Consider the following 15,899-nt stretch of genomic DNA (forward strand, 5'->3'; position numbering starts at 1 on the left):
GCCGTTGTTGTGGGCCCGTTGCACTTCGAGCCGACCCATCATGTGCTGCCGATCCCGCCCGGCTCTGGACCGGTGGTGGTGATCGCGCCGTCGACGGCGCTGACCGGTGCGCGGGGGATGGCACAGGTCGCATTGGACTGCCTGGTTCCCGGTAGCGGTTTGCCTGCCGGCGCGCGGGTCGTGGTGTCGCGGCTCAACGGACCGGACCTGACGGCGCCGCCATGGGCCGTCGTCGGCCTGGGACGCCAGGACGAACTGCTGGCGCACGCCGACGTCGTGGTGTGCGGCGGCGGGCATGGGATGGTGGCGAAGGCGCTACTGGCGGGCGTGCCGCTGGTGACGGTGCCCGGCGGCGGGGATCAGTGGGAGATCGCTAATCGTGTCGCGCGCCAGGGCAGCGGGCTCGTGGTTCGGCCGTTGACCGACGAGGGGTTGGTGGCTGCGGTGGCTGAGGTGCTGTCGTCGCCGCGTTACCGCGAGGCGGCGCAACAGGCCGCAGCCGGCATGGCTCACGTCGCCGATCCGGTGCGGGTGTGTCATCAAGCGCTGGCTGGGTAGTTTGACGAATGTGCGGTTGACGGAGTTTCACGAGCTGGTCACGCTGCGCTTCGGCGCCGCCTATGGGGCCTCGGTGTTGGTTGACCATGTGATTACCGCCCTCGGTGGGCGCACCGCCGCCCAGGCGATCGAGGACGGCGTGGACCCGCGGGATGTATGGCGGGCGTTGTGCGTCGACTTCGACGTTCCGCGCGAGCAGTGGTGAGGCTTGCGTCGGCGGCTATAACGCTTCGTTGATCGAGTCTGCGTCTACGGTGCCGAGACCGCACGTACAGCTCTCGGTTCGGCGGCAGGCGCGCCGTCACCGCAAGCTCGATGCTGTCACCGCAGGCTCGGCACCTGCTTCTAGCGCGCCTCGGCGCGCCTACTTGCTGTCGAACACACGTTCGTTACTGTGGTCAGCGTACGAAGACGTCGACTTGTCGGTGGGCTGTTCTAGCGTCACGGCCACTGACCAATACCGGTCAACCGAACACCGACTACAGGAGAGGCATCATCATGACGCAAGCCCCGGACCGGGAGAAAGCTCTCGAGCTGGCGATGGCCCAGATCGAGAAGAGTTATGGCAAAGGTTCGGTGATGCGCCTCGGCGACGAGGTGCGTCAACCGATCTCGGTCATCCCGACTGGATCCATCGCACTGGACGTGGCGCTGGGCATCGGCGGTCTGCCGCGCGGACGGATCGTGGAGATCTACGGCCCGGAATCCTCGGGTAAGACCACCGTCGCGCTGCATGCGGTGGCCAACGCCCAAGCCGCAGGCGGCATCGCGGCGTTCATCGACGCCGAGCACGCGCTGGATCCCGAGTACGCCAAGAGGCTGGGTGTGGACACCGATTCGCTGCTGGTCAGCCAGCCCGACACCGGTGAACAGGCGCTCGAGATCGCCGACATGCTGATCCGCTCCGGCGCGCTGGACATTTTGGTCGTCGACTCGGTGGCCGCGCTGGTGCCTCGTGCCGAAATCGAAGGCGAGATGGGTGACAGCCACGTCGGCCTGCAGGCCCGGCTGATGAGCCAGGCGATGCGGAAAATGACTGGTGCACTGAGCAATTCGGGCACCACAGCGATATTCATCAACCAGCTACGGGAGAAGGTCGGCGTGATGTTCGGCTCTCCCGAAACAACCACAGGCGGAAAGGCATTGAAGTTCTACTCTTCAGTTCGCCTAGACGTCAGGCGGATCGAGACGCTCAAGGACGGCACCGACGCGGTAGGCAACCGCACCCGGGTCAAGGTCGTCAAGAACAAGGTTTCGCCACCGTTCAAGCAGGCCGAGTTCGACATCCTCTACGGCAAAGGCATCAGCCGGGAAGGCTCGCTGATCGACATGGGCGTGGACCAGGGCTTCATCCGCAAGTCCGGCTCCTGGTTCACCTATGAGGGCGAGCAGCTCGGGCAGGGCAAGGAGAATGCCCGCGCGTTTCTGATGGAGAACACCGACGTGGCCAACGAGATCGAAAAGAAGATCAAGGAAAAGCTCGGCATTGGCGCAGTGGTGACCGATGACGACGTCTTGCCCGCACCCGTCGATTTCTGAGCCGTCTCGCGAAGAGCAGGCGCGGGCATTGTGCCTGCGTCTGCTCACCGCGCGGTCCCGTACCCGCGCCGAGCTGGCCGGCCAGCTCGCCAGGCGGGGCTATCCGGTTGACATCAGCGACCGGGTGCTGGACCGGTTGTCCGCCGTCGGACTGGTCGACGACACTGGCTTCGCCGAAAACTGGGTTCATTCCCGGCGAGCCAACGCCGGAAAAGGCAAGCGCGCGTTGGCCGCTGAGCTGCATGCCAAGGGCGTCGACAACGACGTGATCACTACGGTCCTGGGCGGAATCGACGCGGGTGTGGAGCGCGAGCGGGCTGAGCAGCTAGTGCGGGCCAGGCTGCGGCGCGAGGCCTTGGCCGACGACGATGCGCGGGTGAGCCGGCGGTTGGCCGCGATGCTGGTGCGTCGCGGCTACGACCAAACCTTGGCCTACGACGTGGTCAGCGCCGAGCTGGCCGCCGAGCGCGAGCGTCGACGGGTGTAGCCGAGGTCCAGCTCCAGCCGCCGTACCATGGGCCCGTGACTTCGACGGCGGTGAACGCGGCGGGCGCGAGCGGGCCCGTGTCGGGGTCGGCGCGTACCTACCAAGTGCGCACTTACGGCTGCCAGATGAACGTCCACGATTCCGAGCGGTTGGCGGGCTTGCTGGAAGCCGCCGGCTACCTGCGGGCGCCCGAGGGCGCCGACGCCGACGTGGTGGTCTTCAACACCTGCGCCGTCCGGGAGAACGCCGACAACAAGCTGTACGGCAACCTCAGTCACCTTGCCCCGCGCAAGCGGCACAACCCCGACATGCAGATCGCGGTCGGCGGCTGCCTGGCGCAGAAGGACCGAGACGCGCTGTTGCACAAGGCGCCGTGGGTCGATGTCGTCTTCGGCACCCACAACATCGGGTCGCTGCCCACCCTGCTGGAGCGGGCGCGTCACAACAAGGTGGCGCAGGTCGAAATTGTCGAGGCGTTGCAGGTTTTCCCGTCCACGTTGCCGGCTGCTCGCGAATCAGCTTATGCAGCTTGGGTTTCCATCTCCGTCGGCTGCAACAACAGCTGCACGTTCTGCATCGTGCCGTCGCTGCGGGGAAAGGAGGTCGACCGCAGCCCGGCCGACATCCTCGCCGAGGTGCAGTCGCTAGTTGACGCCGGCGTGCTCGAAGTCACCCTGCTGGGCCAGAACGTCAACGCCTACGGGGTCTCGTTCGCTGACCCGAGGTTGCCCCGCAACCGCGGCGCATTCGCCGAGCTGCTGCGTGCCTGCGGACGCATCGAGGGCCTCGAACGGGTCCGGTTCACTTCACCGCATCCAGCGGAATTCACCGACGACGTCATCGAGGCGATGGCCGAAACGCCCAACGTCTGCCCGACCCTGCACATGCCGCTGCAGTCGGGCTCCGACCGGATTTTGCGGGCGATGCGGCGCTCCTACCGCGCCGAGCGCTATCTCGGCATCATCGACCGGGTTCGTGCGGCGATGCCGCACGCCGCCATCACCACCGACGTGATCGTCGGCTTTCCAGGTGAAACCGAGGAGGACTTCGCCGCGACTCTGGAGGTGATGCGGCGGGTCAGGTTCGCAGGCGCCTTCACCTTCCAGTACTCCAAACGCCCCGGCACCCCGGCTGCGGAGCTCGACGGTCAGCCACCCAAAGACGTTGTGCAAGACCGGTACCAACGGCTGGTGGCCGTGCAGGAGCAGATCGCGCTGGAGGAGAACCGGGCCCAGATCGGCAACACTGTCGAACTGCTCGTTGCCTTCGGCGAAGGCCGCAAGGACAGTCGCACCGAGCGGATGAGCGGGCGGGCCCGCGACGGCCGGCTGGTGCACTTTGCACCGGGCGGACAGCGGGTGCGTCCCGGCGACATTGTCACCACTGTGGTCACCGGCGCTGCGCCGCACCACCTCCTCGCCGACGCGGGCATCGTCTCGCATCGCCGCACCCGCGCCGGTGATATGTACGAGCAGCGCCCCGGCGGCGTGGGTCTCGGTATGCCCGCCATGGGACGGCCAGCGCCTTCCATCGAACCCGTCGGTTGCAGCCGATGAACGACGGGGAGCACTCGGGAGAGTTCGACGCCTTCCGGTCCGACATCGAGGACGCCGAGCGTCGCATTGCGCGTGAGATCGACCCCGGCGTACGAGGTTTCGTCGTCGCGATCCTGGTGTTCGTGCTGCTGGGCTCGTTCATGCTGCCGCACACCGGCGATGTCCGCGGATGGGACGTGCTCTTCGCCAGCCACGGCGCGGCCGCTGCAGCCCTGGCGCTGCCGTCGCGGGTGTTCGGCTGGCTCACACTGGTATTCGGCGTCGGGTTCTCGATGCTGGCGTTGGTGACCCGGCGCTGGGCGCTGGCCTGGGTAGCGCTGGCGGGCTCGGCGGTCGCCAGCGCGGTCGGGCTGCTGGCGGTCTGGTCGCGGCAAACCGTGTCAGCGGGTCACCCAGGGCCCGGTGTGGGGCTCATCGTCGCGTGGATCACCGTGATCGTGCTGACCTTTCACTGGGCGCGCGTCGTGTGGTCGCGCACCATCGTTCAGCTTGCCGCCGAGGAGCAGCGCCGCCGCGCCGCTGCGCGTCAGCAGTCCAAAACGCTGCTGGAAAGCCTGGACAACCACGACGAGAAGAAACCGCCAGACTCCGGACGCGAGCAGCCTTAAGGTTTGCGGGTCAGGGCGTCAGCCGCGGCCTCAGCCCACTGCCGCCACTGCTCGGCGCTCGCTTTGGCCTCGTCGGCTTCCTTGGTGCGCCCTGCAGCCTCGGCTTTTTGGGCCTGGCGTTCCAATTGCTCAGCACGGGCGCGAAATTGCTCAGCGCGGGCCTGCGCCTGGGGATCCGCCCAGCCCGACTCGGCAGCGTCGCGCACCTTCTTCTCCACCGCCCGGAGCCGCCGCTCCAACTCGGCGGATCGCTCTCGCGGCACCTTGCCGATCGCATCCCACCGCTCGGTGATCGACCGCAGCGCGGCCCTGGCGGCGTCGTGGTTACTGGTGTCCAGCTTTTCGGCCTCAGCCAGCAGCGACTCTTTGGCGGCGGCGTTGGCGCGCAGTTCGGCGTCCCGCTCGGCGGTTGCGGCATTGCGTGCCTTGAAGAACGTGTCCTGGGCGGCTTTGAAGCGGCGCCACAGCGCGTCGTCGACATCGCGCGCCGCCCGTCCCGCCGCCTTCCACTCCGTCAGCAGCTTGCGGAATTCGGCGGTAGTGGCGCCCCAGTCCGTCGACTCGGCGAGTGCTTCGGCGCGCTCACAGAGCCGCTCCTTGGCGTCGCGGGCTACGGAACGCTCCCGGTCCAGCTCGGCGAAGTGCGCTCCCCGCCGGCGGTTGAAGGTTTCGCGGGCCGCGGCATACCGCTTCCACAGCGCGTCGTCGGTTTTCCGGTCCAGCCCAGTGATTGTCTTCCATTCCTCGAGGATGGCCCGCAGCCGGTCGCCGGCCGCTTTCCACTGCGTCGAGTTGGCGGCCAACTCTTCGGCTTCCGCCGCCAGCGCCTCTTTGCGCGCGGTCTGCGCGGCGCGATGCTCATCGCGGCGCGCACGCTCGGCGGCGGCGACGGACTCGGCTTGCTCCCGGATCGCGGTCAACCGGGCTGCCAACGCGTCCACGTCGCCGAGCACGTTCGCCGTGGGCAACGACTCGGTGAGGGCCGCCGCGGTGGCCTTGATCTTGCGGGCATCGCCGGTGCCCGAGGCTAGCCGTTCCTCTAGCAACGCCACTTCGGTGCTCAAATCGTCGAAACGCCGGCCGAAGTGGGCGAACGCTGCTTCGGGGTCGCCAGCCTGCCAGGAGCCGATGACGCGCTCGCCGCTGGCAGTGACCAGCCACACGGTGCCGTCGTCGTCGACACGGCCGAACCGGTGCGGGTCGCTGCCGGGTGTTACCGGAGTCGGGTGCGGGGCGGGTCGGGGTGTCGGTCGCGGTCCGGGACGCGGCCCCGGGCGGGGAGCCGGACGGGGCGATTCGTTGCTGCGGGGTCCTTCAGCCGTCATGCGCTACCGTCACCACCCTTCGCACGGATTGCTCCGCGCACCTGCCGCGCATCGCGGCGCCATCAGCTGCAACTCGGGGAACGGTGCTGTCGACCGGTCCCAACTTTATTGAAGCAGCTTGACCGAAAACACGCGCGCACGATTGGTTGCCCGCCTCGGCGGTGTGCTATTCAGTCCAGCCGGCCGTCGTGGGAAAGATGTGACACGCGATGTTGATGTTGTTCCGCTGTCGCGGCGTCGCGAGCACAATGGAGTCTTCGCGAATCGGTTAGGCGAACGGCAAGGCTCGCAACGGCCTCAGGCTACGACAAGTTAAGGGGGTCACCCATCGCGAGGGTGGATATCGCGGTGCTGCTCGCCCTGGTTGCCGCACTGATATCCGGAGCGGGGGACGTGATTCGCCAGCGGTCCGCGCAGGAGATCACCGACGAACCGGTGGGGCACTGGGAGCTGTTCCGCATGTCGCTGCGCGACGTTCGCTGGTGGCTGGGCGGCGTGGCGGCAGCAGCCAGTTTCGGCTTGCAAGCTGTGGCCTTGGGGCTCGGTTCGGTGGTATTGGTCCAGGCGTTGCAGGTGACCGCGCTGCTGTTCGCGTTGCCGATCAATGCCAAGCTGACCGGGTATCGGGTCACCCGCAGGGAGTGGCTGTGGGCGGCGTTGGTGGCCGGTGCGGTCGCGGTCTTCGTCATCGTCGGTGATCCGACCGCCGGCGTGCAGCGCGGGTCGGCCTACATGTGGACCGTGGTGGCCGCGGTGATGGCGCCGCTTTTGGTGCTGTGTGTGCTGGGGGCACGGATCTGCTCAGGAGCGGTGGCTGCAGTACTGCTGGCGGTGGTCTCGGCGTCGGCGTGGGCGCTGTTCGCGGTGTTGACCAAGGGCATAGTCGAGGTGCTCGAACAGGGGTTGGGAGCGGTGCTGCGCGCGCCGGAGCTGTACGCCTGGCTGCTGGCGGCGCTGGTCGGCACGGTGTTTCAGCAGTCGTCGTTCCGGGCCAGCGCACTGACGGCCTCGTTGCCGACGATGACCGTGGCGGAGCCGGTGGTGGCGTCTGTCCTGGGCGTCGTCGTGCTCGGTGAAACCTTGCAGACCCCCGGACCCGAGATGGTGGTGCTCGTCGCGGCAGTGCTCGTGATACTCGCGGCGACCGCGGCCCTGGCCCGCGGCGAGGCGGCCACGATGGCCGCCGGCGCCGAAGCGCATCCCGCGGCGTCGTGGGACAGCGAGTTGGCAGCGGCTGGTTCCGGCTTGGCGGCGGCAGTTGCTGAGAGTGGCGAGGGCAATAGAGTGTTCCTGGGCCGGTCGGGGAACAGTAGTTGAACAGTCAGTGAGCGTGACGGCTTCCGGGCCGGACGTCGGCGAGGAGGTCACCCGTGTCGAACACCGATATTGCGACGCTGCTCGCATTGTGCGCTGCACTGGCGGCCGCGATCGGCAGTGTGGTGCGTCAGCGGTGCGCGCAGGTGATCACCGACAAACCCGTCGGCCACTTGGCGTTGTTCGGCATGTTGGTGCGCGACATCCGTTGGTGGCTGGGCGGGTTGGGTGACATCGCCAGTTACTGTCTGATTGCTGCGGCGCTCGACAAGGGCTCGGTCATGCTGGTGACGGCCCTGCAGGTGACGGTCATTCTGTTCGCGTTACCGATCTACGCGTGGGTGACCGGTCATCGGATAACCGGCCGGGAGTGGATGTGGGCATTATTGCTGGCGGCGGCGTTGGCGGTAGTCGTCGCGGTCGGGGATCCGACGGCCGGCTACTCCCACGGCGCGCCGGAAGCCTGGCTCGTGGTGGCACTCGTGATGGGGCCGGCGTTGGCGTTGTGCGTGGTGGGCGCACAGATGTGGTCGAACCGTCCGGCCGCGGCGGTACTGCTTGCGGTGGTGTCGGGTTCGTCCTTGGCGCTGTTCGCGGTGCTGACCAAGGGCATTGTCGATCGGCTGGAACACGGCGCCGGTGAGCTGTTGCGAACTCCGGAGCTCTACGCCTGGATCCTCGCGGCGTTGGTCGCGATGGTCTTTCAGCAGTCGGCCTTTCGCGCCGGTGCCCTGACGGCTTCACTGCCGACGATTACCGTGGCAAAGCCCATCGTGGCCACGGTGCTCGGAGTCACCGTGCTGGGCGAGAGTTTGCGCGCCGACGGCCTCGAGTGGGTGGTGCTCCTCTCGGCCGTTGTTTTGGTGATGGTCGCGACGGTGGCTCTGGCGCGCGGCGAGGCCGCCACGATGGCGGCCGGCGCGGGCCGTGACGTGATCGTCGGCGACGAGCCGAAGGCGTCGTCGGAACACCTGAGCGGCTGACGGTTTCCCGGCGCGCCGCACGTCGTTGCCGCGCCCCGCATCATGTTCATGCCACAGTTGATATGCCGAGAGAAGTCGGTGGGAGGTCAGCCATGCCGAAGGCGGATATCGCCGCGCTGCTGGCCTTGAGCGCTGCGGTGTTCATCGCGATCGGCAACGTGATCCATCAGCGCGCCGCGCGGCAGGTCACCGACAAACCGGTCGGTCACGTGGGGTTGTTCGCCAGGCTGCTGCGATACCCCTGGTGGTGGGTGGGAAGTCTGGTCGGCGCAATCGGCTTCGGCCTGCAAGCCGCGGCGTTGGGCCTGGGATCGGTGCTGTTGGTGCAGGCATTGCTGGTGACGGCGTTGCTGTTCGCCTTGCCGATCAACGCCCGCGTGAATCACCGCAGAATGACCAGGCGGGAGTGGACGTGGGCGGCGTTGCTGGCCGGTGCCGTCGCGGTTGTCGTCACCATCGGCCATCCCTCGGCGGGTCACGCGCGGGCCTCGATAACTACCTGGGCCGTCACGCTTGTCGTGATCGGACCGGCGTTGGTGTTCTGCTTGGTGGCGGCGCGCAGGCGCTCCGGTCCCGTCGTCGCAGTGCTGCTGGCAATCGCCTCGGCTTTATCCTGGGCGCTGTTTGCGGTGTTGACCAAAGGGGTGATCGGGGTCCTCGGCGGCGGCCTCGGAGCGCTGTTGCGGGCGCCGGAGTTCTACGGCTGGATGCTGGCCGCATTGGGCGCGACGGTGTGGCAGCAGTCGTCGTTTCGCGCCGGCGCGCTGACCGCCTCGCTGCCGACGCTGACGGTCTGCCAGCCGCTGCTGGGTTCGGTGCTTGGCATCGCGATGCTCGGCGAAGTCCTGCGGCCGGGCCAAGCGGGCTGGTCAACCTTGGCAGTCGCGGTAGTGGTGATGCTTGCCGCGACGGTGGCCCTGGCCCGCGACGAAGCGGCTACCGCGGCGCTCGGCCGCAGCGACGGCATCGCGGCCACCCGCCAACCCGCGATGTCGCCGGGACGTTAGTTTTGGTGGTGTGCTGGGCGCCATCGCGATCATCCCGTCCGCACCCGTGCTGGTCCCACAACTCGCCGGAGCAGCCGCCGACGAGATAGCTGACCTGCGCGAGGCGGTGATCGCCGCTGCTGCCTCGCTGCCGCCGCGCTGGATTGCTGTCGGCACCGGGCGCACGGACAGCGTGCTCGGGCCCGACAACATCGGCACCTTCGCCGGCTTCGGCGTCGAGTTGCCGGTGCGGCTGACGCCCAGCCGTGCTGGGCCGCCCGCCGACTTGCCGCTGTCTGCCCTGATGACCGCGTGGGTGCGGGAACAGGCCCAGCCCGAGGCGTCGGCCGAGGTGCGGGTCTACGCCGCCGACCACCACGTCGATTCCGCGTTGGCCCGAGGCCGGCAACTGCGCGCCGAGATCGACCAGTTGGCCGAGCCCACCGGGGTGCTGATCATCGCCGACGGCGCGAATACCCTCACCGCCGCGGCCCCCGGCGGCTACGACCCCAACGACACTCAGGTTCAACTCGCCTTGGACGACGCGCTGGCCTGCGGTGATCTGGCGGCCTTGGCCGGGCTGCCGGCCCAGGTCGTCGGCCGCGTGCCATTTCAGGTGCTGGCCGGGCTCGCCGAGCCGGCGCCGCGATCAGCCAAGGAGCTCTACCGCGGAGCGCCCTACGGGGTGGGCTATTTCGCCGGCATCTGGCAGCCGTGACCAGACCGCTGGCGATCGTCGGTCCCACCGGCACCGGCAAATCGCAGCTGGCGCTCGACCTCGCCGAGCGGCTCGGCGGCGAAATCGTCAACGCCGACGCGATGCAGCTCTACCGCGGCATGGACATCGGCACCGCCAAACTGCCTGTCGCCGAGCGCCGCGGAATCCCGCATCACCAGCTCGACGTCCTCGACGTCACCGAGACCGCGACCGTCGCCCGCTACCAGCAGGCAGCCGCCGCCGACGTCGAGGCGATCGCCGCCCGCGGCGCGGCGCCGATCGTGGTGGGCGGGTCGATGCTTTACATCCAGTCGCTGCTCGACGACTGGGCGTTCCCGGCCACCGACGCAGCGGTGCGCGCCAAATGGGAGCGGCAGCTCGCCGAGGTCGGCGCGGCCAGGCTGCACGCCGAGCTGGCCAGCCGCGACCGAGCTGCCGCGGAGTCGATCCTGCCCACCGACGGCCGGCGCATCGTGCGGGCGCTGGAAGTGGTCGAGCTCACCGGGCAGCCGTTCAGCGCATCGGCACCGGCCATCGGCGCGCCACGCTGGGACACCGCCATCGTCGGATTGGATTGCGACACTGCGGTTCTCGACGAGCGGCTGGCCCGGCGCACCGACACCATGTTCGAGCAGGGTCTCGTCGAGGAAGTGACCGGATTACTGGGCCAAGGCCTGCGCGACGGTGTGACCGCTTCACGTGCGCTCGGCTACGCACAGGTGATCGCCGCCCTCGACGCCGGCGGGACACCGGAATTGCTCGACGACGCCCGCCGGCAGACCTTCATCGGCACCCGCCGCTATGTGCGGCGGCAGCGGTCGTGGTTTCGCCGCGACCACCGCATTCACTGGCTCGACGCCGCCACGCCAGAGAGGAACGACATCGTCGACGCGGTGCTGCGGGCCTGGCGGCACGTATCCTGAGCAGGTGATCCGCGCCGACGACGCTGATGCCGGCGCAGCCGGGATCGAGGAGTGGCGCGCATGATCTTCGCCAAAGGCCACGGCACGCAGAACGATTTCGTGCTGCTGCGTGACCTGGACGCGAAGCTGACCCTGAAGCCCGAGGCGGTGGCCGCGCTGTGCGACCGGCGCCGCGGGCTGGGCGCCGACGGGGTGCTGCGTGTCACCACCGCGGCCGCCGCCCAGAGCGCCGGCGTACTGGACCGCCTGCCCGACGGCGTCGACGGCGACGACTGGTACATGGACTACCGCAACGCCGACGGCTCGATCGCGCAGATGTGCGGCAACGGTGCGCGGGTGTTCGCGCACTACCTCCGGGCCAGCGGGCTCGAGCAGCGCGACGAATTCGTCGTCGGGTCGCTGGCGGGGGCTCGGCCGGTCACCGTGCACCAGGTCGGCCCGGCCACCGCCGACACCACCGTCGACATGGGCAAGGCCAACCGGCTCGGCCCGGGGGAGGCGGTCGTCGGTGGTCGGCTGTTCACCGGCCTGGCGGTCGACGTCGGCAACCCGCATCTGGCCTGCCTGGACCCGGGCCTGACGCCGGAGACGTTGGCGGCTCTTGATGTTGGCGCGCCCGTCAGCTTCGACCAGACGCAGTTCCCGGAAGGGGTCAACGTCGAAATTCTCACCGCACCCGACGACGGCGCAGTCTGGATGCGGGTGCACGAGCGGGGAGTGGGCGAAACCCGCTCCTGCGGCACCGGAACCGTCGCTGCGGCGGTCGCAGCGCTGGCGCACACCGGTGCCGCCACCGGCATGGTGACCGTGCGGGTGCCCGGCGGCGAGGTCGTCGTCACCGTCACCGAGGCCACCAGCTACCTGCGCGGGCCATCGGTGCTGGTCGCTCACGGCGAGCTGAGTGAGGAATGGTGGCGTGGCCAGCAGCGTTAATTGGGATGCGCGCCGTCGATTTGGCGTGCACCATCTCTAATTGCCTATGACGTATCCCGAATTTCCCCATCACTCCGCGGCAGAGCCCAGCACGGGCGAGTTGGCCCTCGATGACCGCTCTGCACTGCGCCGCGTCGCCGGACTGTCGACCGAACTCGCCGACATCTCCGAGGTCGAATACCGCCAGCTACGGCTGGAACGGGTCGTGCTCGTCGGCGTGTGGACCGAGGGCAGCGCCGCGGACGCCCAGGCCAGCCTGGCCGAGTTGGCGGCCCTGGCCGAAACCGCGGGCTCACAAGTGCTCGAAGGGCTCATCCAGCGCCGCGATAAACCGGACCCGTCGACCTACATCGGCTCCGGCAAGGCGCAGGAGCTTCGCGAGGTCGTGCTCGCCACAGGCGCCGACACCGTCATTTGCGACGGTGAGTTGTCCCCGGCGCAGCTGACCGCGCTGGAGAAGGCGGTCAAGGTCAAGGTCATCGACCGCACCGCGCTGATCCTCGACATCTTCGCCCAGCACGCCACCAGCCGGGAAGGCAAAGCCCAAGTGTCGCTTGCGCAAATGGAATACATGCTGCCGCGGCTGCGAGGCTGGGGTGAATCGATGTCGCGGCAGGCCGGTGGCCGTGCCGGTGGCAGCACGGGCGGGGTGGGTCTGCGTGGTCCAGGTGAGACCAAGATCGAGACCGACCGACGGCGTATCCGAGAGCGGATGGCCAAGCTGCGCCGCGACATCAAGGGCATGAAGCAGGTCCGCGACACTCAGCGCAGCCGCCGATTGAGCAGCGACATGCCGTCGATCGCGATTGTCGGCTACACCAATGCCGGCAAGTCGAGCCTGCTCAACGCGCTCACCGGTGCCGGGGTGCTGGTACAAGACGCGCTGTTCGCGACGCTGGAACCCACCACTCGCCGTGGGCAGTTCGACGACGGCCGCCCATTCGTGGTCAGTGACACCGTCGGTTTCGTGCGCCACCTGCCTACCCAGCTCGTCGAGGCGTTTCGCTCCACGCTGGAGGAGGTCGTCGACGCCGATCTGTTGGTGCATGTGGTCGACGGCGCCGACGCCAACCCGCTCGCCCAGATCAGCGCGGTGCGCCAGGTGCTCTCCGAGGTGATCGCCGACCACCACGGTGACCCCGCGCCGGAACTGCTGGTGGTCAACAAGGTCGACGCCGCCAGCGATCTGACGCTGGCCAAGTTGCGTCGCGCTCTGCCGGGCGCGGTGTTCGTCTCGGCGCGCACCGGGGAAGGCATCGACACGCTGCGTCGACGGATGGCCGAGCTGGCCGCACCGACCGACACCGCAGTCGACGTGGTGATCCCGTATCACCGCGGCGACCTGGTGGCCCGGGTGCACAGCGACGGGCGGGTGCAGCAGGCGGAGCACAACAGCGACGGCACCCGGATCAAAGCCCGGGTTCCGGTGGCGCTGGCCGCCAGCCTGCAGGAGTTCGCGGCGGCGGGAGGTCAGACGACCTCGTAGACGTCTTCGGCCGAAGCACCCAGCAGGCGTTGGGCTAGGTCGGCCTTCAGTGCGTCGAGGCGGGTCTCTTCCTCCGGGCCGCGGCCGGATTTGCTTGCAAGGTCGATGAATTCGTCGGTGACGAAGCCGTCGCGCAGCAGCAGCGTCGCCGAGCGGTCGCCGATCCCGAGCTCGAACACGAAGCTCTGCAGCTTCCGGCCTCGGTCCGGGCGCTCCAGGTTCAGATCGATCGTGTAGCGGTCCTCGGTGACCGCACGGGTGACGGCTTCGAACCCGTCGCGCGCCCCCGGGCCTTGAAACGCGGTGCGCACCCTCACCGAACGCCGCTGCGGCGGTTCGGTCGGCGATAGCAGCGCAAACGCGCGCTGCATGGCTTTGAAGGCAGTGGCCACGCCGGCAGGTGAATAGGGCCCGGCATAGCGCAGCATGTCGGCGAACGAGAAGTCGAGGATCTGCCCGCGCTCCTGCACGCGCAGCACGTCCGCCATGCTGCCCAGGCTAGGCCCGACGACGATGCAGGCCGGGATGGCCTGGGGCGGGGGAACCCCCAGCCGCGCAGCGGCGAGGGGGAGAGTCGGGCAATCGAGGTAGGTGCTACCGGGAGTCCGCCCAACCATCCGGTTGGTATATGTTGGGCGGCAGAGTCCGATTCGCCGGAGGTTCCTCATGGGTAGTGCTGTCAAGTACGAGCGCACGCTGTTCGAGCCCGAACACGAACTGTTCCGTGAGGCCTACCGGGCATTCCTGGATCGCCATGTCGCGCCGCACCACGACGAGTGGGAGAAAGCCAAGATCGTCGACCGCGGCGTCTGGCTTGAGGCTGGTAAGCAGGGCTTCCTCGGCATGGCGGTGCCCGAGGAGTATGGCGGAGGCGGCAACCCCGACTTCCGCTACAACACCATCATCACCGAAGAGACGACCAAGGGACGCTACAGCGGAATCGGGTTCGGGTTGCACAACGACGTCGTGGCACCGTATCTGCTGCGGCTGGCCACCGACGAGCAGAAGCAACGTTGGTTGCCGAAATTCTGCACCGGCGAGCTGATCACAGCGATCGCCATGACCGAACCCGGTACCGGCAGCGACTTGCAAGGCATCAAAACCCGCGCCGTCAAGCAGGGCGATCACTACGTGCTCAATGGAGCCAAGACGTTCATCACCAACGGAATCAACTCCGATCTGGTGATCGTGGTAGCGCAGACCGACCCCGACCAAGGCTCGCAAGGCTTTTCGTTGCTGGTCGTCGAGCGTGGCATGGAGGGCTTCGAGCGCGGCCGTCACCTGGACAAGATCGGCTTGGACGCGCAGGACACCGCGGAGCTGTCGTTCACCGACGTCGAGGTTCCGGTGGAGAACCTCCTCGGCCAAGAGGGCATGGGCTTCATCTACCTCATGCAGAACCTGCCCCAGGAGCGGATCTCGATCGCGATCATGGCGGCCGCCGCGATGGAGGAGATGCTGGAGCAGACTCTGCAATACACCAAGGAGCGCAAGGCCTTTGGCAGGCCGGTCGGCAGCTTCCAGAACAGCCGCTTTCTGCTGGCCGAGCTGGCGACCGAGGCCACCGTGGTGCGGATCATGGTCGACGAGTTCATCCGCCTGCACCTTGACGGGAAGCTCACCGCTGAGCAGGCCGCAATGGCCAAGTGGTACTCCACTGAAAAGCAGGTGCATCTGATCGATCGCTGCCTGCAGTTGCACGGCGGCTACGGCTACATGCGCGAATACCCCGTCGCGCGTGCGTATCTCGATGCCCGGGTGCAGACCATTTACGGCGGCACCACCGAGATCATGAAGGAGATCATCGGCCGCGGCCTGGGAGTCTAGCGTCCGCTCTAGCGCGCGTTTTGCGCGTCGTGCGCCTGATGAGCTTGGCGCAGCAGCTGCATCAGGTCGCCGTCGTTGCTGATCTTTTCTCGATATCTGGTTGGCAGCGCACGTATTTGGCTTTCTTCGTCGAGCAGCCGGTCGAAGATCTTCTGCCGCTCGACCGGATCTGACTCGTAACGCTGGTCGAGGTATTCGATTGCGTAGCGGCGGGCGCGCGCGACGGCGTTTTGCGCCCGGCCCCGAGCCGATAGCAACGACAGCACCGTCGTGACGACCAGAATGGCGATGATCACCGTCAGCGAGACGGTGGTGCTCAGTTCCACCACCGGAACCGATTTCCCACCGTTGACAAACGGAACATTGTTTTCGCGCAGCGCTTGCAGCATCAGTTTCACGCCGATAAAGGCGAGAATCAGCGCCAGCCCGTAGGACAGGTACACCAGCCGATAGAGCAGCCCGTCGATCAAGAAGTACAGCTGGCGCAGACCCAACAGGGAAAGCGAGGTCGCAGCGAATATCAGATACACGTTTCGGGTAAGGCCGAATAGCGCCGGAACCGAATCGAACGCGAACAGTAGATCCGTACCGCCGAGGGCCGTCATCACCAGCAGCATCGGCGTCATCACCCGCCTGCCGCTTTCGACGATGAACAA

General features: G+C 67.8%; 17 protein-coding genes. 14 read left to right on the top strand and 3 right to left on the bottom strand.

Annotated features, from left to right (window positions below):
- The 6 genes from VFA16_RS00490 to VFA16_RS00515 all read left to right on the top strand — a co-directional run.
- The coding region (locus VFA16_RS00490; RefSeq protein WP_324965934.1) for a glycosyltransferase at nt 1-558 on the top strand (558 nt) is incomplete at its 5' end.
- 10 nt (nt 559-568) lie between these two features.
- Nucleotides 569-763 (top strand): DUF3046 domain-containing protein, encoded by a 195-nt coding sequence (locus VFA16_RS00495; protein ID WP_324965935.1) that lies wholly within the window; start codon nt 569-571, stop codon nt 761-763.
- A 293-nt stretch (nt 764-1,056) separates the two neighbouring features.
- Nucleotides 1,057-2,097 carry a recombinase RecA gene (gene recA, locus VFA16_RS00500; RefSeq protein ID WP_324965936.1) on the top strand — a complete coding sequence of 347 codons (1,041 nt, stop codon included), beginning with the start codon at nt 1,057-1,059 and terminating at the stop codon, nt 2,095-2,097.
- The gene (gene recX, locus VFA16_RS00505) at nt 2,063-2,584 is read left to right on the top strand and encodes a recombination regulator RecX (protein WP_324965937.1); all 522 of its coding nucleotides are present in this window, start codon (nt 2,063-2,065) and stop codon (nt 2,582-2,584) included. Before recA ends, recX begins: the two co-directional genes overlap by 35 nt.
- A gap of 35 nt (nt 2,585-2,619) precedes the next feature.
- Nucleotides 2,620-4,140, top strand: coding sequence for a tRNA (N6-isopentenyl adenosine(37)-C2)-methylthiotransferase MiaB (gene miaB, locus VFA16_RS00510; protein ID WP_324965938.1), 1,521 nt, complete (start codon nt 2,620-2,622; stop codon nt 4,138-4,140).
- Nucleotides 4,137-4,748: a hypothetical protein gene (locus tag VFA16_RS00515; RefSeq protein ID WP_324965939.1), complete on the top strand. Its 612-nt coding sequence runs from the start codon at nt 4,137-4,139 to the stop codon at nt 4,746-4,748. The genes miaB and VFA16_RS00515 overlap by 4 nt, the downstream gene beginning before the upstream one ends.
- On the opposite strand, the gene VFA16_RS00520 is transcribed toward VFA16_RS00515, so the two are convergent.
- Entirely contained in the window at nt 4,745-6,073 is a 1,329-nt protein-coding gene (locus VFA16_RS00520) for a DUF349 domain-containing protein (protein WP_324965940.1), read from the bottom strand. The two genes, VFA16_RS00515 and VFA16_RS00520, sit on opposite strands and share 4 nt — an antisense overlap.
- Nucleotides 6,074-6,400: 327 nt before the next feature.
- On the opposite strand from VFA16_RS00520, the gene VFA16_RS00525 reads away from it, so the two are divergent.
- From VFA16_RS00525 to hflX, 7 genes are all read left to right on the top strand, one after another.
- A complete protein-coding gene (locus VFA16_RS00525; protein WP_324965948.1) occupies nt 6,401-7,390 on the top strand; it encodes a DMT family transporter in 990 nt (329 codons plus the stop codon).
- Between the two features lie 53 nt (nt 7,391-7,443).
- Nucleotides 7,444-8,370, top strand: a complete 927-nt coding sequence (locus VFA16_RS00530; protein WP_324965941.1) for a DMT family transporter — start codon at nt 7,444-7,446, stop codon at nt 8,368-8,370.
- A gap of 92 nt (nt 8,371-8,462) precedes the next feature.
- On the top strand, nt 8,463-9,377 hold the full coding sequence (locus VFA16_RS00535) for a DMT family transporter (protein WP_324965942.1): 915 nt from the start codon (nt 8,463-8,465) through the stop codon (nt 9,375-9,377).
- Nucleotides 9,378-9,387: 10 nt separating this feature from the next.
- On the top strand, nt 9,388-10,074 hold the full coding sequence (locus VFA16_RS00540; protein WP_324965943.1) for a hypothetical protein: 687 nt from the start codon (nt 9,388-9,390) through the stop codon (nt 10,072-10,074).
- Entirely contained in the window at nt 10,062-10,997 is a 936-nt protein-coding gene (gene miaA, locus VFA16_RS00545; protein ID WP_324965949.1) for a tRNA (adenosine(37)-N6)-dimethylallyltransferase MiaA, read from the top strand. The genes VFA16_RS00540 and miaA overlap by 13 nt, the downstream gene beginning before the upstream one ends.
- A gap of 60 nt (nt 10,998-11,057) precedes the next feature.
- Nucleotides 11,058-11,930 (top strand): diaminopimelate epimerase, encoded by an 873-nt coding sequence (gene dapF / locus VFA16_RS00550; RefSeq protein WP_324965944.1) that lies wholly within the window; start codon nt 11,058-11,060, stop codon nt 11,928-11,930.
- 46 nt (nt 11,931-11,976) lie between these two features.
- Complete coding sequence (hflX, locus tag VFA16_RS00555; protein WP_324965945.1) at nt 11,977-13,416, top strand: GTPase HflX; 1,440 nt, start codon at nt 11,977-11,979, stop codon at nt 13,414-13,416.
- On the opposite strand, the gene VFA16_RS00560 is transcribed toward hflX, so the two are convergent.
- Entirely contained in the window at nt 13,401-13,904 is a 504-nt protein-coding gene (locus tag VFA16_RS00560; RefSeq protein WP_324965946.1) for a hypothetical protein, read from the bottom strand. The genes hflX and VFA16_RS00560 overlap by 16 nt on opposite strands.
- Before the next feature lie 178 nt (nt 13,905-14,082).
- On the opposite strand from VFA16_RS00560, the gene VFA16_RS00565 reads away from it, so the two are divergent.
- The gene (locus tag VFA16_RS00565) at nt 14,083-15,243 is read left to right on the top strand and encodes an acyl-CoA dehydrogenase family protein (protein ID WP_324965947.1); all 1,161 of its coding nucleotides are present in this window, start codon (nt 14,083-14,085) and stop codon (nt 15,241-15,243) included.
- An 8-nt stretch (nt 15,244-15,251) separates the two neighbouring features.
- Here the strand turns inward: VFA16_RS00565 and VFA16_RS00570 are convergent.
- Nucleotides 15,252-15,899, bottom strand: a 648-nt coding sequence (locus VFA16_RS00570; RefSeq protein ID WP_414687604.1) for a TerC family protein, incomplete at its 5' end; no start/stop codon positions are given.

Source organism: Mycobacterium sp. (genome assembly GCF_035653355.1).
In the GTDB taxonomy this organism is placed as follows: Bacteria; Actinomycetota; Actinomycetes; order Mycobacteriales; family Mycobacteriaceae; genus Mycobacterium.